Raw genomic sequence first — 18,860 nt, 5'->3', positions numbered from 1 at the left:
GCCCGACTCGGCTCCCACTCCTGCGACGGTCCCGCTCTCCTTTCCGGCGTCCGCGCTCCCGCCGGTCTCTGTGCCCTTCCCTGTCTCGGTGCTCACGACCGGCTCCCCTCGTCCGCTCCGCGCAGGACCAGCTCCCGGTAGTCCGGCCGCGTGGCCACCAGCTCCCCGTGCGTGCCCACCGCCACCGCCCGCCCCTCGTCCAGCAGCACCACCCGGTCCGCCCGCGCCAGCAGCAGCGGCGAGGTGCTCGCGACCACGGTGGTGAGCCCTTCGCGCGCCTCGTACAGCCGGGCCGCGACCAGGGCCTCGGTGTGCGCGTCCACCGCCGAGGTGGGTTCGACCAGTAGCAGCACCTCCGGTTCGGCCAGGACCGCGCGGGCCAGCCGTACCCGCTGGCGCTGCCCGCCGGACAGGTTGCGGCCCTGCTCCTCCACCGCCGAGTCCAGCCCGTCGGGCAGGGACGAGACCACGTCCAGCGCCCCGGCCGTCCGCAGCGCTTCCATGACCTCCTCGTCGGTGCGGCCGCCGTGCACCGCGACCACCTCGCGCAGCGGACCGGCGAACAGGTACGAATCGTTGTCGCCGACCAGGACGCGGTCGCGCACCCGCTCCACGTCCATGTCGCGCAGCGGCACACCGCCCCAGGTGGCGTCGGAGTCGGTGTAGCGGCCCAGCCGGTCCACGACCAGCGCCGCGTCCCCGGAACGGAGCGACACCAGGGTGGTCATCGACCCCGGCGGCACCCGCGTTCCGCTCCCGGGGTCCACCAGTTCGGCGGGCCCCTCCGGGGGAGCCGCGCCGCCGCCCTCCGACAGATCGGGCCCGGACCGCAGCACCCGCACCACCCGTTCCAGCGACACGTGGCCGTGGGTGAGGTCGCTGGCCGCCTCCACCAGGAAGAACACCGGCATGATGAGCACGGCCACGTAGCCGTACACGGCGACCACCTCCCCCACGGTGATCTCCCCGGACACCGCGAGCCGGGCGGCGATCCAGGTGACGGCCGCCAGGAAGACCACCGGCAGGCAGGAGCTGACCGCCTCGAACCAGCTGTTGGTCGCGCCGAGCCGGTGCCCCTGGCGCAGCAGCGAGGCCGAGCGCTCCCGGTACCGGGCGGCGAACCGGTCCCTGCCGCCGATGCCGGACAGCACGCGCAGCCCGGCCACGATGTCACCCGCCAGGGCGGTCAGCAGTCCCTCCCGTTCCCGGTAGCCGCTCTGTCCGCCGCGCAGGCCGCGCAGCAGCGGTCCCAGGGTGAGGACGAGCAGGGGTACGCCGACCAGCACGACCGCCGCCAGTAGAGGGGACACGGTCAGGAGCAGGACGGCGACCGACGCGTAGGCGATCACCGAGCCGACCCCCGGACCGGTCATGGTGAGCATCTGCGCGATCCGGCCCACGTCGAGGACCTGGATGGTGGACAGCTCCCCGGAGGAGAGCCGCCGGGGCAGCGTCGCGCCCAGCCGGGCCGCGTGTCTGGCCACCACACGCATGGTCCGCAGCGAGGCGTCCATCCGCACGAGCGTCATGGTGCGGTGCCGCATGATCGACACGGCCGCGTTGAGGATCCCCGCGCCCGCCAGCGCGCCCGCCCACAGCAGGAGGGAGCCCCGGTCCCCGGCCCGCAGGCCGTCGTCCACGGCGCGGGAGAGGAGGTAGGGGGTCACCATGAGGCCGGTCATCCAGACGGTTCCCCAGAAGGCTCCGGCCAGCACTCGCCATGGTTGGGAGGCGATGAGCCACCACAGGTAGCGCCAGGGGCCCCGGGCGTCCGGTGTGCCGGGGTCGGGCACGCGCGGACGCGGGCCGGTCGCGGCGGCGGACGTGCGGGGGGCGGGCGCCGCCTCGGTACCGGTCACGGGGCCTCCGTTCGGATCGTCGGATCAGCGGTTCTCGCTCTTTCCCCTTCATGAAAACAGGACCGCCGTCGCGCCGGAAGGCACCTCCTACTTCTGTGGAAAACTCCGGGGAGTGCCTTTTTCCGTGTCCGTGAAACCTCTCCAATAACACCGGGAACACCAGTAACAAAACTCGCAAGAGGAGCAAGAGCGCCTATCCGCGATCCCGTCCAGCTGGGCGAGTGTGCCGGTCCCGTGTGTGGAACCATGGGATGGTTCGGACTCGGCTTTGTGGGTGAAATGTCTGTTTCTCGGGAAGTTGGAAATTTGGCTGCTTGCCGCTGGTAAATTCCCAGTTCAGCGAGTCTGCTCCCCGCGCACGCGGGGATGGTCCCTGGTAGCGCGCGGAGGTCTACCGGGACGGTCGCTGCTCCCCGCGCACGCGGGGATGGTCCCGGCTCTGGGCGGTGGCGCGGGCCACGCCGAGCCTGCTCCCCGCGCACGCGGGGATGGTCCCAGCCGGTCAATAACGGCCCCGTTCTTAGCACCCTGCTCCCCGCGCACGCGGGGATGGTCCCTGGCCCGCCAGATGGGCCCCGTGGAGCGCCAGCTGCTCCCCGCGCACGCGGGGATGGTCCCAGGCCCTTGAACACCGCCGACTTGGTGACGGTCTGCTCCCCGCGCACGCGGGGATGGTCCCCCGGGGACCCGGTCATCGCCCGGCGCAAGATGCTGCTCCCCGCGCACGCGGGGATGGTCCCATTACATCAACGTACTGTTGCGTGTGTTGTTTGTGCTCCCCGCGCACGCGGGGATGGTCCTTCGGTCCGCCGTCCGCACTGCCGGACGCCCCCCCTGCTCCCCGCACACGCGGGGATGGTCCAGTGAGCAGGTTTTGTAGGAACTGAGAAGGGGCCGCCAGCGGAGAACGCTAGCGGCCCCTTTACGCGTGTTACCGGGAACGGACGCTGGTGAGAAACGCTGCCCACTCGGCTGAGGGCGCCTCCAGGTGACCGAGGTGACGGTTCTGCGTGTCACGGACGGCGGCCCCGGTGCCGGTTTCCGCGACCTCGACGCAGTTGCCGGAGGTGGGCTGACTGTAGCTCGACTTGCGGAAGTTGAGCGGTGTGGGAACTGAGGTCATGGTCTTCTACTCGATCATCTGTCGAAGGTGGTCGATCGTCTCGCCGGGACGGAGAGCGGCCAGGCGCAGGTGGTTCATCAGGTTTCTGTAGCGGGCGATCTCGTCGGGCTCCTCCAAGTAGATCCCATCGGTGTCCGTTTCCAAATAGACCACCGTGGGATCGACCGATTCGGGGAACTCCAGGATCACGAAGGGGCCTCCGCTTCCCGCGTTGAGCTGGGTCGCGCGCGTCACCTGGAGTGTCACATTCGGGTGCTCGGCCATCTCCAGCAGGTGCCGGATCTGCTCCTGGCGCACCATCGGGTGCTGCTCCAGCCTCAGAAGTGCGGTCTCGTCAAAGATGGCCCACAGTTCCGGTGCGTCCTCATCGTCCAGGATGCGCTGTCGGGTCATGCGCGCGTCGATGGCGCGTCGGATGTCCTCTGGCTGGGCCAGCGCGGCTTGGGCGATGACTTCTATGTAGCCCGGCACCTGGAGCAGGCCGGGCAGGACCACAGGTTCCCACGTGGAGATCGCGTTGGCCTCGGTCTCGAAGCCCACATATCTCGCGGCCAGGACGTCTCGGTACCGGTTCCACCAGCCGCGTTCGAGGGACTGGCGGCACAGGTCGAGGATCTCCTCGTACTCGCGGCCGGGTGACAGCCCGCAGGCGTTCAGAATGGCGCGGATTTCCGGGAGCTTCGGGCGCTGCTTGAGGCCGGACTCGATGTTGGAGTACGTCGACTTGGACAGCTCGGCGGCCTTCGCGACTTCCTCACTGGTCATGCGCGCGGCTTGGCGGATGCGTCGCAGCTCAGCGGACAGGCGACGTCGTCGGATGGTTGGCGAGTACCTGGTGGCCATGATGCCCCTGATCGTAGATCGTCGTCGGTCAGAGAGGGACATTTTAGGAATCCTGTAACTGGATATCGGGCGTAAGCGTACAACTAGGAATCCCAACCTTGAAAACTTGGAATCCTAGTTGCATCATGAGGTTACTCAGTCCTTGCCGGGCTTCCCACCCGGCAGCCGAGAGGAGTCGCCTCGTGCGATACCTGATCCAGTTCTTCGTGATGCTGTGGCGGGCGGTAGCCCCGCCCGCCCAGGGCCGCCACACGCGGTCCGCGCCACCTCCCGCTCGAATCCAAGCCCCGCGCAGCCGCCCGCCCGTGCGCCGCCGCTGGGAGTGGCAGGACCCGCCGCCCCCTCCTCCGGAGCCCGTCGAACCCCCGGTGGAGCGCGACCTCATCCCGTCCTACTACCGGGCATGGGAGCAGAAACGAGCAGACAAGCGACCCGCCCCCGACCACCTCGGCGGCGACCTCCTGCACGTCATCGCCCCAGCCGTGCCGCTCCCACGCCCGCGTCCGTCCGACGACCTCACCGACCTCGCCGCCGTGGTCCGCCAGTGGCACACCGCCCAGACCGCCCAGACAACCCAAGCCATTCAGGCCGCCCGAACCTTCGAGGGGGTGCGGGCGTGAACTCCCTCGCCTTCCGGTCGCGCCGCAGCCGCAGCCGCAGCCGCCGCACCCGTCCCTTCCTGACCGTGCTCCCCACGGCATGGGTCAGCGTCGCCACGGGCGCCCTCCCGATCGTGCGCGCCGCCGCGCACCAGGTACTCCGGGAGGCGAAGCGATGATGTCCGCGACCACCGCCGTCACCGTCACGGACCTGACGTGCGACGACGTCCGCCTGTGCCGCGAGGCCAACGGTTCCGGCTCCCTCGCCTCCCTGGCCGTGGCCGCCTGCCACGTCGACCTCTCCCCGGGCTGGAGCGCGCACGGCCGCGCCGCGCGGGTCGCCGCCCTGGAGAAGCTCGCCCGCCTGGCTCAGCAGGCCGCCCGCGAGTTGAGCGAGTCCGGTCAACGGCCGGGACGTGAGCCATGACCGCCGTACCCGAGCCGCGCCGCGAACCGAGGACCGTGTTCGAGGTGCGCGAGGTCGAGAGCAGGGAGGCCCTGCACGCCTGGGCGCGCGCCCACGGGGTAAGGGTCCGCTACCTGGGCTCGACCTGGCAGCACGAGGAGGTCTACGGAGCCCAGCAGGGCACACAGGTTCGCGTGTGCCGCACCCCCTGGGAGCACCACCGCCTCCACCCGGTCGTGTGGAGGTCACCGCTGGAGAAGCCACCGGTCATCCCCCGGCAGCGCACTCCCTGAACCGGTCGCGCGCCGGGCGGCCCCGAGCCTCCCGGCGCGCGACCCTCCACCCTTCACCTCCTGTCACCTCCTGCTTCTCGCCCCGCCTCCACCCCCGACGAAGGACAACCGTGCCCAACACACCCCACGCACCCCGCAAGCCCCACGCATCCCATGCCGACCTGCCCGTTTACCTGCTCACCGTGGCCGAGGTGGGCGACATGTTCAGGGTCAACCCCAGGACCGTGAACCGGTGGGTCGCACAGGGGCGCATCCCCGTGGTGCGCACCCCCGGCGGCCACCTCCGCTTCGACCCGGCCGAGGTCCGCCGACTGCTCTGGATCGACCAGCCGCCCACCACCTGAACCCGCGCACACGGCGGAGCCGACACCGCGTGTCCGGCCCGGGAAAAAGATTCTGTACGCCGTACGGAATTATCTCCGATCCCCTTGTGTTCCCTGGATCGTAGGCCGTACTGTACGGCGTACGACAAGCGTGGAGAGGGGAACGCTGTGAACACGACCGGAGGCGCGATCACCGCGCGCGGTCTGGGCAAGCGCTACGGGAAGAGCTGGGCGCTGCGCGGGTTCGACCTGGACGTGCCCGCGGGCAGCGTGTGCGGGCTGCTCGGCCCCAACGGCGCGGGCAAGACCACCGCCGTACGCGTCCTGGCCACGCTGCTGCGCGCGGATGAGGGCACCGCGCGCGTCGCCGGGTACGACGTGGCCTCCCAGGGGGACGCGGTCCGCCGGAGTATCGGACTGGTGGGCCAGAACGCCGCCGTGGACGAGGTGCTCAGCGGACGGCAGAACCTGGAGATGTTCGGCCGCCTCTACCACCTGGGCGCCCGGCGCGCCGCCGCGCGGGCCGACGAGCTGCTGGAACGCTTCCGCCTGGCCGACACCGGACGCAAGCCGGTCAGCGCCTACTCCGGCGGCATGCGCCGACGCCTGGACCTGGCCGCGAGCATGATCCTGTCCCCGCCCGTGCTGTTCCTGGACGAGCCCACCGTCGGACTCGACCCCCGGGGCCGCAACGAGGTGTGGAACGCCGTCCGCGCCCTGGTGGCGGGCGACACCACGGTGCTGCTCACCACCCAGTACCTGGAGGAGGCCGACCAACTGGCGGACCGGATCTCGGTGGTCGACTCCGGCCGCGTCGTCGCCGAGGGCACGCCGGAGGAGCTCAAGTCCCAGCTGGGCGGCGACCGGCTCGACGTGGTGCTCCACGACGTCGCCGCGCTGGACCGGGCCACCGCCCTCATCGGCCGGGTGAGCGGAGAGCGGCCCGAGGTCGAGGCCGACGCGCGTCGGATCGGCGTCGGTGTTCGGAACCGGGTCGCGGCCCTCACCGAGGTGGTGAGGGCGCTGGAGGAGGAGGAGATCGAGGTGGAGGACGTCGCGCTGCGCCGTCCGACCCTGGACGAGGTCTTCCTGCATCTGACCGGCGGTCATGAGGACCGAGGCGACCGCGGCGACCGCGACGGCCACGGGGACCGCCGTGGCCGTGAGGGCGTCGGTGAAGCCGGTAACGGCGGTGACGTCAGTGACGACGGTGGCGGCCGTGACGTCAGTGACGGAGGTGACCGCGACGCCGGTGGCGGTGACGGTCACGACGTTCGCGGGGAACGCGGTGACCGCGGGGACCACGGCGAGCGCGGAGAGCACGAGGACAGCGACGACCGAGTGGGGGAGAGCCGATGAACGACACCGTCATCCAGGGCGCGGTGTCCGCGCCCGCCGACCGGCTGCGCTGGGCGCTGGCGGACGGGTGGACCATCGCCCGGCGCGACGTCGTGCACTGGCTGCGCCAGCCCGGTCAGCTCGTCGCGGGACTGCTGTTCCCCGTGGTCATGGTGCTGATGTTCGGGTTCCTGTTCGGCGGGGCGATGACCGTGCCCGGCGGCGGGGACTACCGGGAGTTCCTGATGCCCGGCATGTTCGCCATGGCGATGGTCTTCGGGGTGGGCGAGACGGTCACCGCCGTGTCCCAGGACGCCGCGCGCGGGGTCACCGACCGGTTCCGCTCCATGCCCATGGCGCCCTCGGCCGTCGTGGTGGGCCGGTGCGCGGCGGACATGCTCCGGTCGGCGATCACCCTGGTCCTGCTGGTCCTGTGCGGTCTACTGGTGGGGTGGCAGTGGAACGGCGGCACCGGTGAGGCCGCCGCCGGGATCGGGCTGCTCCTGCTGCTGCGCTTCTCGCTGGTGTGGGTCGGCGTCTACGTGGGCCTGGCCGTGCGGGGCGAGGGCGCCCTCGGGGCCGTGCACATGCTGGAGTTCCCGCTGGGCTTCCTGTCCAACGCCTTCGTGGCGACGGCGTCCATGCCGGTGTGGCTGGGCGCGGTCGCGGACTGGAACCCGCTGTCGTCCACGGTCGCCGCCACCCGGGAGCTGTTCGGCAACCCGGGGTGGGGCGGGGAGAGCTGGATCGCGCAGAACGCGGTGCTCATGGCCGTGGTCTGGCCGCTGGTGCTCACAGCGGTCTTCTTCCCGCTGTGCGTACGGCGGTTCCGGGCGCTCGGCCGCTGAGGGCTCAGGCGTCCGGGCGCGGGCCCGGGTCCTCCTCCAACGCGGCGAGGAAGGCCCGGGCCCGCCTGCGGTTGCGGACGATGAGCGGCGCCAGCACGAACAACGCGAGGGCGGGCACAGCGAGGTTCACGACGCGGGCCCAGGTCAAAGGTCCGGGATCGGTGAACGCCACCCCCAGGTTCAACGCGAAGCCCAGACCGAAGAGCGCAACCATGGTCTTCGGCCAGTAGGGCGCTCTCAGGACCGCCTTGGCCTGGTGCCGGGCGATCTGGTTGATCTCAGGATCGGCTCCGGGAACCCCGCTGCGAACCAGCCGACCGGCCGCGCGCAAGCGGGCGTTGCTGACGTCCGGGAGAAGCTCCTCGGGAATCATCCGCCTGGCGAACACCCCCATGACCAGCCCGAAGACGATTCCCGAGAGACCACCGATCAACAAGGCCCACAGCGCGCTGCTCCCGACGACCAGAAGGAAGAACGCGAAGAAGAGCGCCGTGAAGCAGCCGAAGAAGATGCCGCCGAAGACCCCGGAGCGAACCGCGTACCGCTGCGGGTTCTGGTGGGCGTACAGACGCAAGCGGTAGGAGAGGGAAGGACGCTGCTGGTTCATCGGTTCGTCTTTCCGTCGTCCGGGTTCGGGCCCGGGCCTTCCTCCAACACGGTGAGGAAGGCCCGGGCCCGTCTGCGTTGGCGTGCGGTGAGCGGCATCGCCACGAACAGCATGAGGGGGAACACCACGAGGCCCACGACGTTGCCCCAGAGCCCGAGGCCGGTGGTGCTCATCGTTGCCGACCACAGGTTCAGCGCTAGTCCCATGCCGAAGATGGCGGACATGGTCTTCGGCCAGTACTGCTGCCGCAGAACCGCCTCGGCCTGGTGTCGGGCGATCTGGTTGACCAGGGGATCGGCACCGGGGACTCCGCCGCGGACCAGTCGCGCGGCCTCGCGCATCCCCGCCCGGTCGGTGCCTGGAGGCAGAGGGGTCGAAGGAAGCGATCTGACGATGACCACGGCCATGAAAACGCCGAAGAGGGCCCCCGAAACCGCCCCGAACGGAAGGGCCCACACGGCGCTGTCCCCGACGGACTGGAGGAAGAAGGCCCAGAAGAGCCCCGTGAACGCACCGAAGAAGAGGCCGCCGGCGAGGCCGGCGCGGATCGCGTAACCACGTGGGTTCCGGTGGGCGTAGACACGGATACGGAGGAACAGGGAAGGACGCTGCTGGTTCATCGGACCGTCCGTCTCTGGGCCGCGTCGTAGAGGTCGCAGAAGGCGCGCATGTGCTGGCGCCGGGCCCTGAGAGCCAGAGCGAAGACGGCGAACCCGGCGAAGAGCGAAATGTTGTTCAGACCTATCGCTATGAGGGCGGGGTCCTCGTGCCGGAACCCTAGAACGAGCAGGAACACACCGTTGCCGATCATCAGCCCGTTCAGGACGAGATAGCTGACCAGCCCCCAACGGGGCAACACCCAACCGAAGGACCTGAGGTGGACTCCGGCGTGGACACGCGCGAGGAAGTTCGTCCAGGGGTCACCGCCCATGACGGCGTTGCTCGACAGGACCCGCGCCTCACGCAGTTGTTCGCGCGTTGCCCATGGAGGCAGGTTCTTCGGGTGCACCGCGTCCAAGGAGGCGGTGAGAAACAGAGCGAGGACGTTGAGCAGGGGAAGAGGGACCAACAAGGCGGTCCCGAGTGTGTCGGAGAAGGTTGCGGCGGCGTCCGCCCAGGCGGGGGCCACGCCGAACCAGGCGAGATCCCCCATGACGACATGGAGGCCCTTCACCACCACAAGAATGACGAGGAGCAGGAAGGACGTGATCCAGCAGACCATCATCGCGCCGAACCTCGGACCGTACAGGTCCGTGTAACTCGGGCGGCGGACGTTGGGGGGCTGGTGCACGCATCCTCCACGGGCCCGGGGCAGGGGGAAGCGCGGTCGGGCCGGTGCCGCGCCTGCCCGAATCCTAGACGAGACAGGGCATTCCGGGCGCGGCGTGGCCGCCTTCGGCCGGGCACGCGTTTCCATGTACGGTCCACCGTCACCGGCTGCCGCGCTGGGCTCCGCTTTCCGGCCCCGGCGGTTAACGGCGTGACCCCCTCAGCTCTCCGCACCCCCTCAGTCCTCCGACAGCCACTCCGATCCCTCGGGCCATTCCGGTTCCTCCACCCCTCGCGGTCCCTCCAACGGCAGCCGCACCGTGAACGTCGTCCCCTCACCGACGACGCTCTCCACCGCCACCGACCCTCCGTGCAGCTCCACCAGGTTGCGCACGATGGCCAGCCCCAGCCCGCTCCCTCCCGTACGCCGGTTGCGCGACTTGTCCGCCCGCCAGAACCGGTCGAACACGTGCGGCAGGTCCTCCGCCGGGATGCCCACACCGGTGTCGGCCACCTCGACGACCGCCTCCCCGCCCGAGCGGCGCGCCCGCACGGTCACCGTTCCGGGCGCCGGGGTGTGCCGCAGCGCGTTCCCCAGCAGGTTCCCGACCACCTGCACCAGCCGGGTCCGGTCGGCGACGACCACCACGTCCCCGGCCTCATGCCCGGCCTCGTCCCCGGCCTCCGCCACCAGCCGCAGTCCGGCCCCGGCGGCCCTCAGCCGCTGGCTGTCCACCACCTGCTCCACGAGCGCCCCGGCGTCCACCGGCTCCGGGGACAGCCGCAGCTTGCCCGCGTCCGCCAGCGCCAGGTCCTGGAGGTCGTCGACGATGTCCTGGAGCAGCAGCGTCTCGCCGACCAGCATCCCCATCCGCTCCCGGTCCAGGTCGGCTACCCCGTCCTGGGCCGCCTCCAGCCAGCCGCGCAGGTTGCTCAGCGGCGTCCGCAGTTCGTGCGAGACGTCGCTGACCATCGCCCGGCGCTGCTTCTCCAACCGCTCCAGGTGCTCAGCCATCTCGTTGAACGCGTCCGCCAGCTGGCCCAGCTCACCGGAGTCGCGCACCTCCACCCGCGAGTCCCCCCGCCCCTCCCGCATCCGCCGCACCGCGTCGGTGAGCGCGCGCACCGGGCGGACGAGCCGCGTGGACACCGCCACGCTCACCACCACCGTCAGCACCAGTACCAGCAGCACCACGCCGAACACCCGAACCAGGCCCTCGCCGGTCAGCGGCACGACGCCCGACGCCTCCGCCTCGGGGTCGTCGGTGAACAGCAGCGCCGCCGGGGCCACGTAGGGGTCCAGCTGCTCGCGCCGGGCGGAGTCCAGGCACGCGGAGGTGCGCGCGTCGAAGCGCGGCGGCTCGGGAGGCGCCCCGGACCCCCAGCCGCCCGTCTCCGCGGAAACCGTTCCCGGGGGCTGGTCCTCCGCGGGTTCCGGGGACCACGGCGACTGCTCCACCGGCGCCGGTCCGTCCTGAACAGGAGGCTCGCCCGAGCCCCCGGCCGGGTCCCGGACCTCCTCGGACGGTTCCACGGGCACGGGTTCCTCGCCGCCGGGGTCGTCCGGCACCTCCCCGGGAGCGACCGCCTCCTCCCCGGGCGCCGAGGGATCGCGCGGGGCGCGGGCCTCGTCCGCGAAGCCCCCGGAGTCCGTCGCGAACCCCGTGGGATCCTCGGGCGCACCGTAGGGCAGCGCCACGGGAACCCCGAGGGCCCCGTCCATCCGGTACTCCGCCTCCGCGTCCTCGGGAGCCTCCACGCCCAGGCAGGTCCTGACCAGGCCGTTCAGCTCCTCCAGCGCCTCCCGCTCGCCGTCGGTCGGCTCCTCCAGCCTCTCCAGCCCGCAGTCCAGCCACGCGTACCGGTTCGCCTGGGCCACGGTGACGGCGGGGCGTCCGCTCGGCCCGGCCTCCACCTCCACCGTGAACCCGTACAGGTCGCGCAGGCAGTCGGCGGTGTTCTCCGCGATCTCGGCCAGCCGGATCCGCTCCGTCTCCGGCAGCGCGAACGGCCCCACCGCGCGGGGGTCGATGCGCCCGGTGACGTCGGAGGCGAGGGTGACGTCCACCGCCAGCGGATCGACCACCGAGGTCGTCCGCGGCGGAAGCGGCCGGGCCTCCTGGGCCGAGTCCGCGACCAGTCCGCGGTTCTCGGTGGTCAGGACGATCCGCCGCCCCGTCTCCTCGGACAGGCGCCCCACCGTCTCGCCCACGCCGTCCCACCCGGGGTGGGCGGCGGCGTAGGCGACGAGCGTGTCGTGGATGCGGGTGTCCACGGCCAGGGTCTCCCCCTGCTGCACGGTGAGCGACTCCGACGTCCTCTGCACCGCCAGCCACGCCGTCGCGAAGATCGAGCAGACCGCCACCAGGACCGAGCTCGCCAGCAGGCGCGCCAGCAGGCTGTGCCGCAGCGCGCCCCTACGCCGACCGGTCATCGGTCTTCCCGACGAGCTTGTAGCCCACGCCGTACACGGTGACCAGCCGCACCGGCCTGCGCGGGTCCGGCTCCAGCTTCCGGCGCAGGTTCTTCACGTGTACGTCGATGGTGCGCTCGGTGATGAACCGGCTCATGCCGTGGATGTGCTCCAACAGCTGGGCGCGCGTCAGGACCCGGCCCGGCTGGGCGGCGAGCGCGGCGAGCAGCTGGAACTCGGCGGGCGTGCACGTGACCGGGACCCCGTCCACCCGCACCGCGTGGCGCGACGGGTCCACCGCGACCGGTCCCGCGCGCAGCACCCGGTCCGCGTCGTCGGGGTCCCTGCGCGAGCGGCGCAGCAGCGTGCGCACCCGCGCCATCAGCTCACGCGGGCTGTAGGGCTTGGTCACGTAGTCGTCCGCGCCCAGGTCGAGCCCGGTGAGCAGGTCCTCCTCGGTGGAGCGGGCGGTGAGCATCAGCACCGCCACGTCGGACTCCGCCCGCAGGGCCCGGCACGCGTCGAGTCCGCTCATGACCGGCATCATCACGTCGAGGACGACCAGGTCGGGGCGGTCCCGGTGGTGCGCCGCGACCGCCGCGCGCCCGTCGTGCACGACGCGGACGAAGTGCCCCTCGTGCTCCAGGTAGCGCCGGATCAGGTCGGCCTGGTTGACGTCGTCCTCGGCGACCAGCACATGCGCGCACACGGTGACCTCCGATCGGCTTCCGGCCCGGTCGGGCCTCGGTGCGGCTCGATCGTACGCGTGCGCGCGAGGGCGCCGGAGCGGGCCGGTGGAGCCCCCGCAGGTCACCACACAGGTCCCACACGACGGGCACACGGGTTCTTCACATTCGTCGGCCAGTGTTCGTTGTCGTCCGGAGCGCGAGCACGCCGGACGCCTCCCCGAACGAAGCCGGACGGAAACCCCATGCGCCCAACGATGCCCGTAAGCCCCACCCGGGCTCTGACGTCCCTCGCGGCCGCCGCTGCCCTGGTAGCGCTCACGGCCTGCTCGTCCGCCACGGCCGACGAACCGGCGTCGGAGGAGGCGCCCGTCGACGCCGCCGGCAACGGCGTCGAGGGCGTGGAGATCGCGACGGTCGTCGGCGACGGGATCGACGTCCACACCGAGCCCGGCGGCGAGGAGGTGCTGCACACCCTCGCGAGTCCGAACGACTTCGGGGTGGAGCGTGCGTTCCTCGTCGAGCGCAACGAGGACGAGTGGCTCCAGGTCCTGCTGCCGGTCCGACCGAACGGCAGCACGGGCTGGGTGAGGAGCGACGACGTGTGGCTGACCTCCACGGAGTACCGCGTGGAGGTCGACACCGGCGACTTCGCGTTCACCGTCTTCGACGGGGACGAGGAGGTGCGCACCGGAGTGATCGGCACGGGGGAGGGCGAGACCCCCACCCCCGAGGGCCGCTACTACTTCACCGAGCTGCTCCAGCCGCCGGATCCGGAGGGGCCCTACGGGGTCTACGCCTTCGGCCTGAGCGGGTTCTCCGAGACGTTGGAGACGTTCGCCGGCGGGCCCGGCCAGCTCGCCGTGCACGGCACCAACGACGAGGACGCCCTGGGACGCGAGGTCAGCCACGGGTGCGTCCGGGTCTCCAACGAGGACATCACCTGGATGGCCGAGAACCTGCCGATCGGCACCCCGGTCGAGATCTCCGGCTGAGGCGACCGGCTCCGGACCGCCGCGCGGGACGGTATCCCGCGCACACGAACCCACACACGAGGACCGACATGCGTCTGAAGAACTACCTGATCGTCGCCGGTTTCGCGGCCGCCGCCCTGTTCGGCGGATCCCCCGCCTGGGCCGACGACTCGATCGCCCCCTCCGCGGCCCCGGCTCCGGCCGAGTGCGTGGTGGACCCCTCCCAGGAGCCCGCGCCGCCCGCCGAGGAGTCCGGTGCCGGTGCCCCGTCCGAGGAGTCCGGCGGGTGGGCGCCCGGTGCGGGGGCCGAGCCGTGCGACGACCCGGCCCAGCCGGGGGAGGAGTCCACGCCGCCCGCTGAGGAGCCCTCCCCGGCCGAGGAGGACGAGGCGGCCGAGCAGGAGCAGCGGGACCGCGAGCGGGAGATCGAGGAGGCCGGGGCCCCCGTCCCCATGCCCGCGGACCCGAACTACACCGGCTGATCCACGACCGGTGTCACCCCGTGGCGCGCACGGGGTGGCACCGCGGGGGCGGGGCCCGCCGCGCACGCGGCGGGCCCCTTCGCGTGCCCCGGCCCTGTGCCTCCTGCGCGTGCACGGGTTGCGTGCCCGGTCGCCGGTCGCCGGTCGTCCCCTCAGGGGCTTCACCCGGCCGACGAACCGGAGTCGGAGGAGGCGCCCTCGACGCCGCCGGTAACGGCGTCGAGGGCGTGGAGAACGCGACGGTTCTTGGCGACGGGGTCGACGTCCACGCCGAGCCCGGCGGCGGGGAGATGTTGCACACCCTCGCGAGTCCGAACGACTTCGGGGTGGAACGCGCGTTCCTGGTCGAGCGCGACGAGGTGTCGCTGGTCACCACGGAGTACCGCATGGAGGTCGACACCGGCGACTTCACGTTCACCGTCTTCGACGGGGGCGAGGAGGTGCGTACCGGAGTGAACGGCGCGGGAGAGGGCGAAACCCCCACCCCCGAGGGCCATTACTATTTTCCCGAGCTGCTCCAGCCACCGGATCCGGAGGGACCCTACGGGGTCTACGCCTTCGGCCTGAGCGGGTTCTCCGAGACGTTGGAGACGTTCGCGGGCAGGCCCGGCCAGCGGCACCAACGACGAGGACGCCCTGGGTCGCCAGGTCAGCCACGGGCGTGTCCGGTCTCCAACGAGGACATCACCTGGATGGCCGAGAACCCGCCGATCGGCACCCCGGTCGAGATCTCCGGCTGAGCCGACCGTCTCCGGATCGCCGCGCGGGACGGTATCCCGCGCACACGGACCACACACGAGGACTGCCATGCGTCTGAAGCACCACCTGATCGTCGCTGGTTTCGCGGCCGCCGCCCTGTTCGGCGGATCCCCCGCCTGGGCCGACGACGCGGTCTACCCCACCGCGACCCCCGACTACCCCACCGCAGTTCCCGAGTCCGAGTACCCCACTGCGATTCCCGACTCGGCTGAGTGCCCGGTGGACCCCACCGCGATTCCCGAGTACCCGACCGAGATCCCCGACTATCCGACCGAGGTCCCCGAGTACCCGACCGAGGACCCCGGTTACCCGATCGAGGTTCCCGAGTACCCCTCTGAGGACCCCGGCTACCCGACCGAGGACCCCGGTTACCCGACCGAGGACCCCGGTTACCCGATCGAGGTTCCCGAGTACCCCTCTGAGGACCCCGGCTACCCGACCGAGGACCCCGGTTACCCGATCGAGGTTCCCGAGTACCCCTCTGAGGACCCCGGCTACCCGACCGAGGTCCCCGACTACCCGACCGAGGTCCCCGACTACCCCACCGAGAACCCGGAGTACCCCACCTCTACCTCCGACTACCCCACTGCGATTCCCGACTCGGCCGAGTGCCCGGTGGACCCCACCGCGACCCCCGACTACCCCACCGCGACCTCCGACCCGGTTCGGCCGGAGGAGGAGCCCGCGTACCCGACCTACATCGGCTGACCGGCTGATCCACGACCGGTGTCACCCCGTGGCGAGCACGGGGTGACACCGCGGGGGCGGGGCCCGCCGCACACGCGGCGGGCCCTCTCCGTGCGCCCCGGCTCAGGAGGATCCGGAGCCCTGACCGGCATCGCCCGCCGACGCGGGGAGTTCGACCGACTGCCGGTGCCGGAACACGTTGAGCGGGTCCCACCGCTCCTTCACCCGCTGGAGCCGGGGGTAGGAGTCCTTGTAGTAGAGCTTCGACCAGCGGTCCTTCGAGGTGTTCCAGGCCGGGTCGCTCAGGTCGACGTCCGGGTAGTTGACGTAGCACCCGTCGGTGGCGTCTCCGATCACGGGGACCCCGCCGGTGGACGCGAACGTCTTGCGGTAGACGTCGCGGATCCACGCCAGGTGCCCGGCCACGGCTGACTCCGGCTCGGTGCGCTTCCAGTAGACCTGGTACTGCACCTTGAGCACGGAGTCGCGCTGGGGCACGGCGGTGTCCACCGGCGGCTGGTTGACGGCCCCGCCGTAGGAGTCGACCTGGATCAGGGCCTCCTTGTTGACGTAGTCGGTGTAGTGCTCCTTGCCCAGATAGGCCCACATGGCCTCGATCTGCGCCGCGCTGAAGGGTTTGCGCAGGTAGGCCGACTTGTACTTGCCGCACTGGTTCTCGCCGGAGCCGTTGAGTACCTGGGTGGCCGTCAGCCAGGGCAGCTTCCGGGGGGTCTGCATGCCCTGGACCGCGGGGTGCTCCCCCATGGGGGTCGTCATCTGTCCGGACTCCGGTGCGATCCGGCCGTCGACGGCGTCCAGGAACTCCTCCATGGCCCGCCCGCCCTCGGGGTCGTCGGCGTCGACCTGGGCGACGAGGCCGATCTCCCCGTTGCTGACGTGGTTGAGCTTGAGCAGCGCGAAGAGCCTGCCGGACGCCTCGTCCGGGTCCTGGTGGTCGCGGAAGTACTCGCCGTACGCCGTGACCAGGGCGGCGAAGTCGTCCTTGGTGAAGTCCGACCACTTCCACGAGAGGCCGCTGAGCAGCACGTTCGACGGGGGTTCGGGCAGGTCGCGGAACCAGAACCGGGTGACGATCCCGAAGTTCCCGCCGCCGCCCCCGGTGTGCGCCCACAGCAGCTCCCGGCGGTCGGGGTCGGGGTCGTCCCGGGTGGCCAGGACGAGTTCGACCGAGCGGTCGGGGCGCACCACCGCCACCTCCACCGCGTACAGGTAGTCCACGGTGAGCCCGTACTGGCGGGAGAGCAGACCGTAGCCGCCCCCGGTGATGTGCCCGCCCATGCCGACCGAGTAGCAGGACCCGCCCGGCAGGGCCTTCCCGCTGAGCGGATACAGGTGGCTGTAGGCGTGCCAGTTGGTGGCGCCCGCCTCCACGCAGTACGCCTCCAGTCCGGGGTCGTAGCCGATCCCGCACATGGGGCTGACGTCCAGGATCACGCGGACGTCGTCGCCGCAGACGAAGTCCTCGTAGCAGTGGCCGCCCGAGCGCACGGTGATCCGTGTGCGGTCCAGGTCCGCGGTCGTCCGGTTGACCGCCTCGGACAGGGCGCGGGCGGCGCCCTCGGGTGTGGCCACCAACCGCACGTAGTCGGGACGGGCGATCCAACGCTGGTTGAACCCCCGGTCGAGGGCTGGGTAGCGCTTGTCGGAGGGCTTGACGGTGGTCAGGGGAGGAATGCCGTGGCTGTGGGACATGTGAGCCGCCTGAGCTGCGAGGACAACGAGACGCCTTGGGGTTACCCGGCGTGATCGGATGCGAAAAGCGACCGATGCGCCCTGCGTGGTTACGGACGGTGATGGCGGCCCGTAAGGGGTGAGGGCCGGTCGCCGAAAAGGCTTTTCGTGCATACGCGCCCCTGACCAGGGGCGGAGCCGGAGGAATCCCCTCTGCGGCATCCGAGTTCCCGGAACCCTTGAGCCCTCCTGGAACCCCTCCGGCCTCCTGTCACCGTTCCAGTCCCCCTGGAGCCCCACGGGCGACCGGCGGGGCCCCGCGCGGCTCGCCGGTTCGCGTCCGGGCCGGGCGCGGGCGGCTGGCCTACTCTGGCGCCATGACTGATCTGCCGCAGCGCTGCGACGCCGTGGTCGTGGGGGCGGGCATGGCCGGACTGGCCGCCGCCGCCGACCTGGCCGCCGCCGGGCTCGACGTGACCGTCGTGGAGGCCGGGGAGTCCGTGGGGGGACGCGTCCGCAGCGACGTGCGGGACGGCTATGTGCTCGACCGCGGCTTCCAGATCCTCAACACCGCCTACCCGGCCGTGCGCCGCCGCCTGGACCTGGACGCCCTGCGACTGCGGTCCTTCCCCAAGGGGATGGCCGTGCGCACCGACCGGGGGCTGCTGCGGCTGCGCCCGTCGCCCTCCGGGGCGTTGTCGTCGCTGTCCCTGCTGTCCGGATCGCTCGTCCGCCCCTCCGACCTCTTCCGCCTGCTGCGCGCCGTGGCCGCGGACGCCCTCGAACCGGCCGACCGGATCAAGGCCCGGCCCGAGACCGACACCCTCACCGCGCTGCGCCGCCTCGGCCTGGGCAAACGGGCCGTGAACACCCTGGTGCGCCCCTTCCTGACCGGCGTCTTCCTGGACGAGTCCCTGGGCACGTCCAGCAGGGTCAACGACCTGGTCTGGCGCAGCTTCGCGCGGGGGCGGCTGGCCGTTCCGGAGGCGGGGATCCAGGCCGTCTCCGACCAGCTCGCGGCGCGCGCCGGAAGCGCGCGGTTCCTTCTGGGGACGCCCGCGCACGAGGTGGCGCCGGGGCTGGTGCGCACCGAGGCGGGCACCGTCCACGCCCGCGCCGTCGTGGTCGCGGTCGGTCCGGGAGCGGTGTCCAAGCTCCTGCCCTCGCTGCCCGCGCCGGTGCTCAACCCCGCCACCACCTACTACCACTCCCGTCCCGCCGGACCCGACGACGACCCGCTCCTGCACGTGGACGGGCGCTCCCGGCGCAGCGGGACCAGGCTGAGCAGCGTCATGGTGCTGACGGCCACCGCCCCGTCCTACGCCCCGCCCGGCCGGGCGCTGATCGCCTCCTCCACGGTGGGACCCCACCAGCCCCCGGAGGCCGAGGTGCGGGCGGAGGCCGCCGGGATCCTGGGCACGCGAGACGGGGACTGGGAACACCTGGAGACGGTGCACGTGCCCGACGCCCTGCCCGCGGCGCCGCCGCCCCTGGGCGACCTGCGCCGTCCGGTCCGCCTGGAGGAGGGCCTCTACGTCGCGGGCGACCACCGCGACACGCCCTCGCTCCAGGGCGCCCTGGTCAGCGGGGGGCGGGCCGCCGCCGCGGTCCTGGCCGACCTCGCCGGGCGGTGAGCCCGGCGGCGGAGCGGCGCACGGG

The 18,860-nt window shown here is 71.8% G+C and carries 22 protein-coding genes and 1 CRISPR repeat array; of the genes, 12 read left to right on the top strand and 10 right to left on the bottom strand.

The genetic code is table 11. The features are described 5' to 3' along the window. Positions 1–92: 92 nt before the first annotated feature. The 3 genes from UIS43_RS17025 to UIS43_RS17015 form a co-directional block, all read right to left on the bottom strand. Positions 93–1,859: an ABC transporter ATP-binding protein gene (locus UIS43_RS17025; RefSeq protein ID WP_370010808.1), complete on the bottom strand. Its 1,767-nt coding sequence runs from the start codon at positions 1,857–1,859 to the stop codon at positions 93–95. 345 nt (positions 1,860–2,204) lie between these two features. After that, positions 2,205–2,722: a CRISPR direct-repeat array (repeat unit 27 nt; unit sequence TGCTCCCCGCGCACGCGGGGATGGTCC). A gap of 68 nt (positions 2,723–2,790) precedes the next feature. Further along, entirely contained in the window at positions 2,791–2,982 is a 192-nt protein-coding gene (locus tag UIS43_RS17020; RefSeq protein WP_174546144.1) for a DUF397 domain-containing protein, read from the bottom strand. A 6-nt stretch (positions 2,983–2,988) separates the two neighbouring features. Then, entirely contained in the window at positions 2,989–3,825 is an 837-nt protein-coding gene (locus UIS43_RS17015; protein ID WP_174546143.1) for a helix-turn-helix transcriptional regulator, read from the bottom strand. A gap of 182 nt (positions 3,826–4,007) precedes the next feature. Between UIS43_RS17015 and UIS43_RS17010 the strand changes: the two genes are divergently transcribed. The 7 genes from UIS43_RS17010 to UIS43_RS16980 all read left to right on the top strand — a co-directional run bounded on the left by UIS43_RS17010 (position 4,008) and on the right by UIS43_RS16980 (position 7,632). Continuing rightward, complete coding sequence (locus tag UIS43_RS17010; RefSeq protein ID WP_370010805.1) at positions 4,008–4,445, top strand: hypothetical protein; 438 nt, start codon at positions 4,008–4,010, stop codon at positions 4,443–4,445. Next, positions 4,442–4,603 (top strand): hypothetical protein, encoded by a 162-nt coding sequence (locus UIS43_RS17005; RefSeq protein ID WP_370010803.1) that lies wholly within the window; start codon positions 4,442–4,444, stop codon positions 4,601–4,603. Before UIS43_RS17010 ends, UIS43_RS17005 begins: the two co-directional genes overlap by 4 nt. Further along, positions 4,603–4,851 (top strand): hypothetical protein, encoded by a 249-nt coding sequence (locus UIS43_RS17000; RefSeq protein ID WP_232238560.1) that lies wholly within the window; start codon positions 4,603–4,605, stop codon positions 4,849–4,851. The genes UIS43_RS17005 and UIS43_RS17000 overlap by 1 nt, the downstream gene beginning before the upstream one ends. Continuing rightward, a complete protein-coding gene (locus UIS43_RS16995; RefSeq protein WP_013155670.1) occupies positions 4,848–5,123 on the top strand; it encodes a hypothetical protein in 276 nt (91 codons plus the stop codon). The genes UIS43_RS17000 and UIS43_RS16995 overlap by 4 nt, the downstream gene beginning before the upstream one ends. Before the next feature lie 110 nt (positions 5,124–5,233). Continuing rightward, the gene (locus UIS43_RS16990) at positions 5,234–5,467 is read left to right on the top strand and encodes a BldC family transcriptional regulator (RefSeq protein ID WP_094805139.1); all 234 of its coding nucleotides are present in this window, start codon (positions 5,234–5,236) and stop codon (positions 5,465–5,467) included. 147 nt (positions 5,468–5,614) lie between these two features. Beyond that, positions 5,615–6,805 carry an ATP-binding cassette domain-containing protein gene (locus UIS43_RS16985; protein ID WP_370010800.1) on the top strand — a complete coding sequence of 397 codons (1,191 nt, stop codon included), beginning with the start codon at positions 5,615–5,617 and terminating at the stop codon, positions 6,803–6,805. Further along, on the top strand, positions 6,802–7,632 hold the full coding sequence (locus UIS43_RS16980; protein WP_358169472.1) for an ABC transporter permease: 831 nt from the start codon (positions 6,802–6,804) through the stop codon (positions 7,630–7,632). The genes UIS43_RS16985 and UIS43_RS16980 overlap by 4 nt, the downstream gene beginning before the upstream one ends. Positions 7,633–7,636: 4 nt before the next feature. On the opposite strand, the gene UIS43_RS16975 is transcribed toward UIS43_RS16980, so the two are convergent. The 5 genes from UIS43_RS16975 to UIS43_RS16955 all read right to left on the bottom strand — a co-directional run bounded on the left by UIS43_RS16975 (position 7,637) and on the right by UIS43_RS16955 (position 12,630). Continuing rightward, positions 7,637–8,239, bottom strand: coding sequence for a hypothetical protein (locus UIS43_RS16975; RefSeq protein WP_071623042.1), 603 nt, complete (start codon positions 8,237–8,239; stop codon positions 7,637–7,639). Beyond that, positions 8,236–8,859 carry a sensor domain-containing protein gene (locus UIS43_RS16970; RefSeq protein ID WP_370010798.1) on the bottom strand — a complete coding sequence of 208 codons (624 nt, stop codon included), beginning with the start codon at positions 8,857–8,859 and terminating at the stop codon, positions 8,236–8,238. The genes UIS43_RS16975 and UIS43_RS16970 overlap by 4 nt, the downstream gene beginning before the upstream one ends. Then, the gene (locus UIS43_RS16965) at positions 8,856–9,530 is read right to left on the bottom strand and encodes a hypothetical protein (RefSeq protein WP_370010796.1); all 675 of its coding nucleotides are present in this window, start codon (positions 9,528–9,530) and stop codon (positions 8,856–8,858) included. The genes UIS43_RS16970 and UIS43_RS16965 overlap by 4 nt, the downstream gene beginning before the upstream one ends. A gap of 216 nt (positions 9,531–9,746) precedes the next feature. Continuing rightward, positions 9,747–11,942 (bottom strand): ATP-binding protein, encoded by a 2,196-nt coding sequence (locus tag UIS43_RS16960; RefSeq protein ID WP_370010794.1) that lies wholly within the window; start codon positions 11,940–11,942, stop codon positions 9,747–9,749. Beyond that, positions 11,926–12,630, bottom strand: coding sequence for a response regulator transcription factor (locus UIS43_RS16955; RefSeq protein ID WP_013155663.1), 705 nt, complete (start codon positions 12,628–12,630; stop codon positions 11,926–11,928). Before UIS43_RS16955 ends, UIS43_RS16960 begins: the two co-directional genes overlap by 17 nt. A gap of 234 nt (positions 12,631–12,864) precedes the next feature. On the opposite strand from UIS43_RS16955, the gene UIS43_RS16950 reads away from it, so the two are divergent. Further along, positions 12,865–13,602 (top strand): L,D-transpeptidase, encoded by a 738-nt coding sequence (locus UIS43_RS16950; RefSeq protein WP_370010789.1) that lies wholly within the window; start codon positions 12,865–12,867, stop codon positions 13,600–13,602. Positions 13,603–13,670: 68 nt separating this feature from the next. Further along, on the top strand, positions 13,671–14,063 hold the full coding sequence (locus tag UIS43_RS16945) for a hypothetical protein (RefSeq protein WP_370010786.1): 393 nt from the start codon (positions 13,671–13,673) through the stop codon (positions 14,061–14,063). A gap of 161 nt (positions 14,064–14,224) precedes the next feature. On the opposite strand, the gene UIS43_RS16940 is transcribed toward UIS43_RS16945, so the two are convergent. Beyond that, a complete protein-coding gene (locus tag UIS43_RS16940; protein ID WP_370010783.1) occupies positions 14,225–14,362 on the bottom strand; it encodes a hypothetical protein in 138 nt (45 codons plus the stop codon). On the opposite strand from UIS43_RS16940, the gene UIS43_RS16935 reads away from it, so the two are divergent. Next, entirely contained in the window at positions 14,354–14,803 is a 450-nt protein-coding gene (locus UIS43_RS16935; protein ID WP_370010780.1) for a L,D-transpeptidase, read from the top strand. The genes UIS43_RS16940 and UIS43_RS16935 overlap by 9 nt on opposite strands. A 67-nt stretch (positions 14,804–14,870) precedes the next feature. After that, positions 14,871–15,530, top strand: a complete 660-nt coding sequence (locus tag UIS43_RS16930; protein WP_370010778.1) for a hypothetical protein — start codon at positions 14,871–14,873, stop codon at positions 15,528–15,530. Between the two features lie 102 nt (positions 15,531–15,632). Here UIS43_RS16930 and UIS43_RS16925 read toward each other — a convergent pair whose 3' ends face one another. Beyond that, a complete protein-coding gene (locus UIS43_RS16925) occupies positions 15,633–17,222 on the bottom strand; it encodes an FAD-binding oxidoreductase (RefSeq protein ID WP_370010775.1) in 1,590 nt (529 codons plus the stop codon). Between the two features lie 356 nt (positions 17,223–17,578). On the opposite strand from UIS43_RS16925, the gene UIS43_RS16920 reads away from it, so the two are divergent. Then, positions 17,579–18,835 (top strand): FAD-dependent oxidoreductase, encoded by a 1,257-nt coding sequence (locus UIS43_RS16920; protein ID WP_370010773.1) that lies wholly within the window; start codon positions 17,579–17,581, stop codon positions 18,833–18,835. Positions 18,836–18,860 lie beyond the last annotated feature (25 nt).

Origin of the sequence: Nocardiopsis sp. LDBS0036, assembly GCF_041228755.1 — a bacterium.
In the GTDB taxonomy this organism is placed as follows: domain Bacteria; phylum Actinomycetota; class Actinomycetes; order Streptosporangiales; family Streptosporangiaceae; genus Nocardiopsis; species Nocardiopsis dassonvillei.
The sequence above is the reverse complement of the archived record's forward strand: the minus strand, read 5'-3'. Positions and strand labels throughout refer to the sequence as shown.

What these genes read in the sequence shown, in the direction of transcription:
- UIS43_RS17020 (WP_174546144.1), bottom strand. Translation starts at nt 2,982, where the DNA reads ATGACCTCAGTTCCCACACCGCTCAACTTCCGCAAGTCGAGCTACAGT.
- UIS43_RS17015 (WP_174546143.1), bottom strand. Translation starts at nt 3,825, where the DNA reads ATGGCCACCAGGTACTCGCCAACCATCCGACGACGTCGCCTGTCCGCT.
- UIS43_RS17000 (WP_232238560.1), top strand. Translation starts at nt 4,603, where the DNA reads ATGTCCGCGACCACCGCCGTCACCGTCACGGACCTGACGTGCGACGAC.
- UIS43_RS16995 (WP_013155670.1), top strand. Translation starts at nt 4,848, where the DNA reads ATGACCGCCGTACCCGAGCCGCGCCGCGAACCGAGGACCGTGTTCGAG.
- UIS43_RS16980 (WP_358169472.1), top strand. Translation starts at nt 6,802, where the DNA reads ATGAACGACACCGTCATCCAGGGCGCGGTGTCCGCGCCCGCCGACCGG.
- UIS43_RS16975 (WP_071623042.1), bottom strand. Translation starts at nt 8,239, where the DNA reads ATGAACCAGCAGCGTCCTTCCCTCTCCTACCGCTTGCGTCTGTACGCC.
- UIS43_RS16970 (WP_370010798.1), bottom strand. Translation starts at nt 8,859, where the DNA reads ATGAACCAGCAGCGTCCTTCCCTGTTCCTCCGTATCCGTGTCTACGCC.
- UIS43_RS16960 (WP_370010794.1), bottom strand. Translation starts at nt 11,942, where the DNA reads ATGACCGGTCGGCGTAGGGGCGCGCTGCGGCACAGCCTGCTGGCGCGC.
- UIS43_RS16950 (WP_370010789.1), top strand. Translation starts at nt 12,865, where the DNA reads ATGCCCGTAAGCCCCACCCGGGCTCTGACGTCCCTCGCGGCCGCCGCT.
- UIS43_RS16945 (WP_370010786.1), top strand. Translation starts at nt 13,671, where the DNA reads ATGCGTCTGAAGAACTACCTGATCGTCGCCGGTTTCGCGGCCGCCGCC.
- UIS43_RS16935 (WP_370010780.1), top strand. Translation starts at nt 14,354, where the DNA reads ATGTTGCACACCCTCGCGAGTCCGAACGACTTCGGGGTGGAACGCGCG.
- UIS43_RS16930 (WP_370010778.1), top strand. Translation starts at nt 14,871, where the DNA reads ATGCGTCTGAAGCACCACCTGATCGTCGCTGGTTTCGCGGCCGCCGCC.
- UIS43_RS16925 (WP_370010775.1), bottom strand. Translation starts at nt 17,222, where the DNA reads ATGTCCCACAGCCACGGCATTCCTCCCCTGACCACCGTCAAGCCCTCC.
- UIS43_RS16920 (WP_370010773.1), top strand. Translation starts at nt 17,579, where the DNA reads ATGACTGATCTGCCGCAGCGCTGCGACGCCGTGGTCGTGGGGGCGGGC.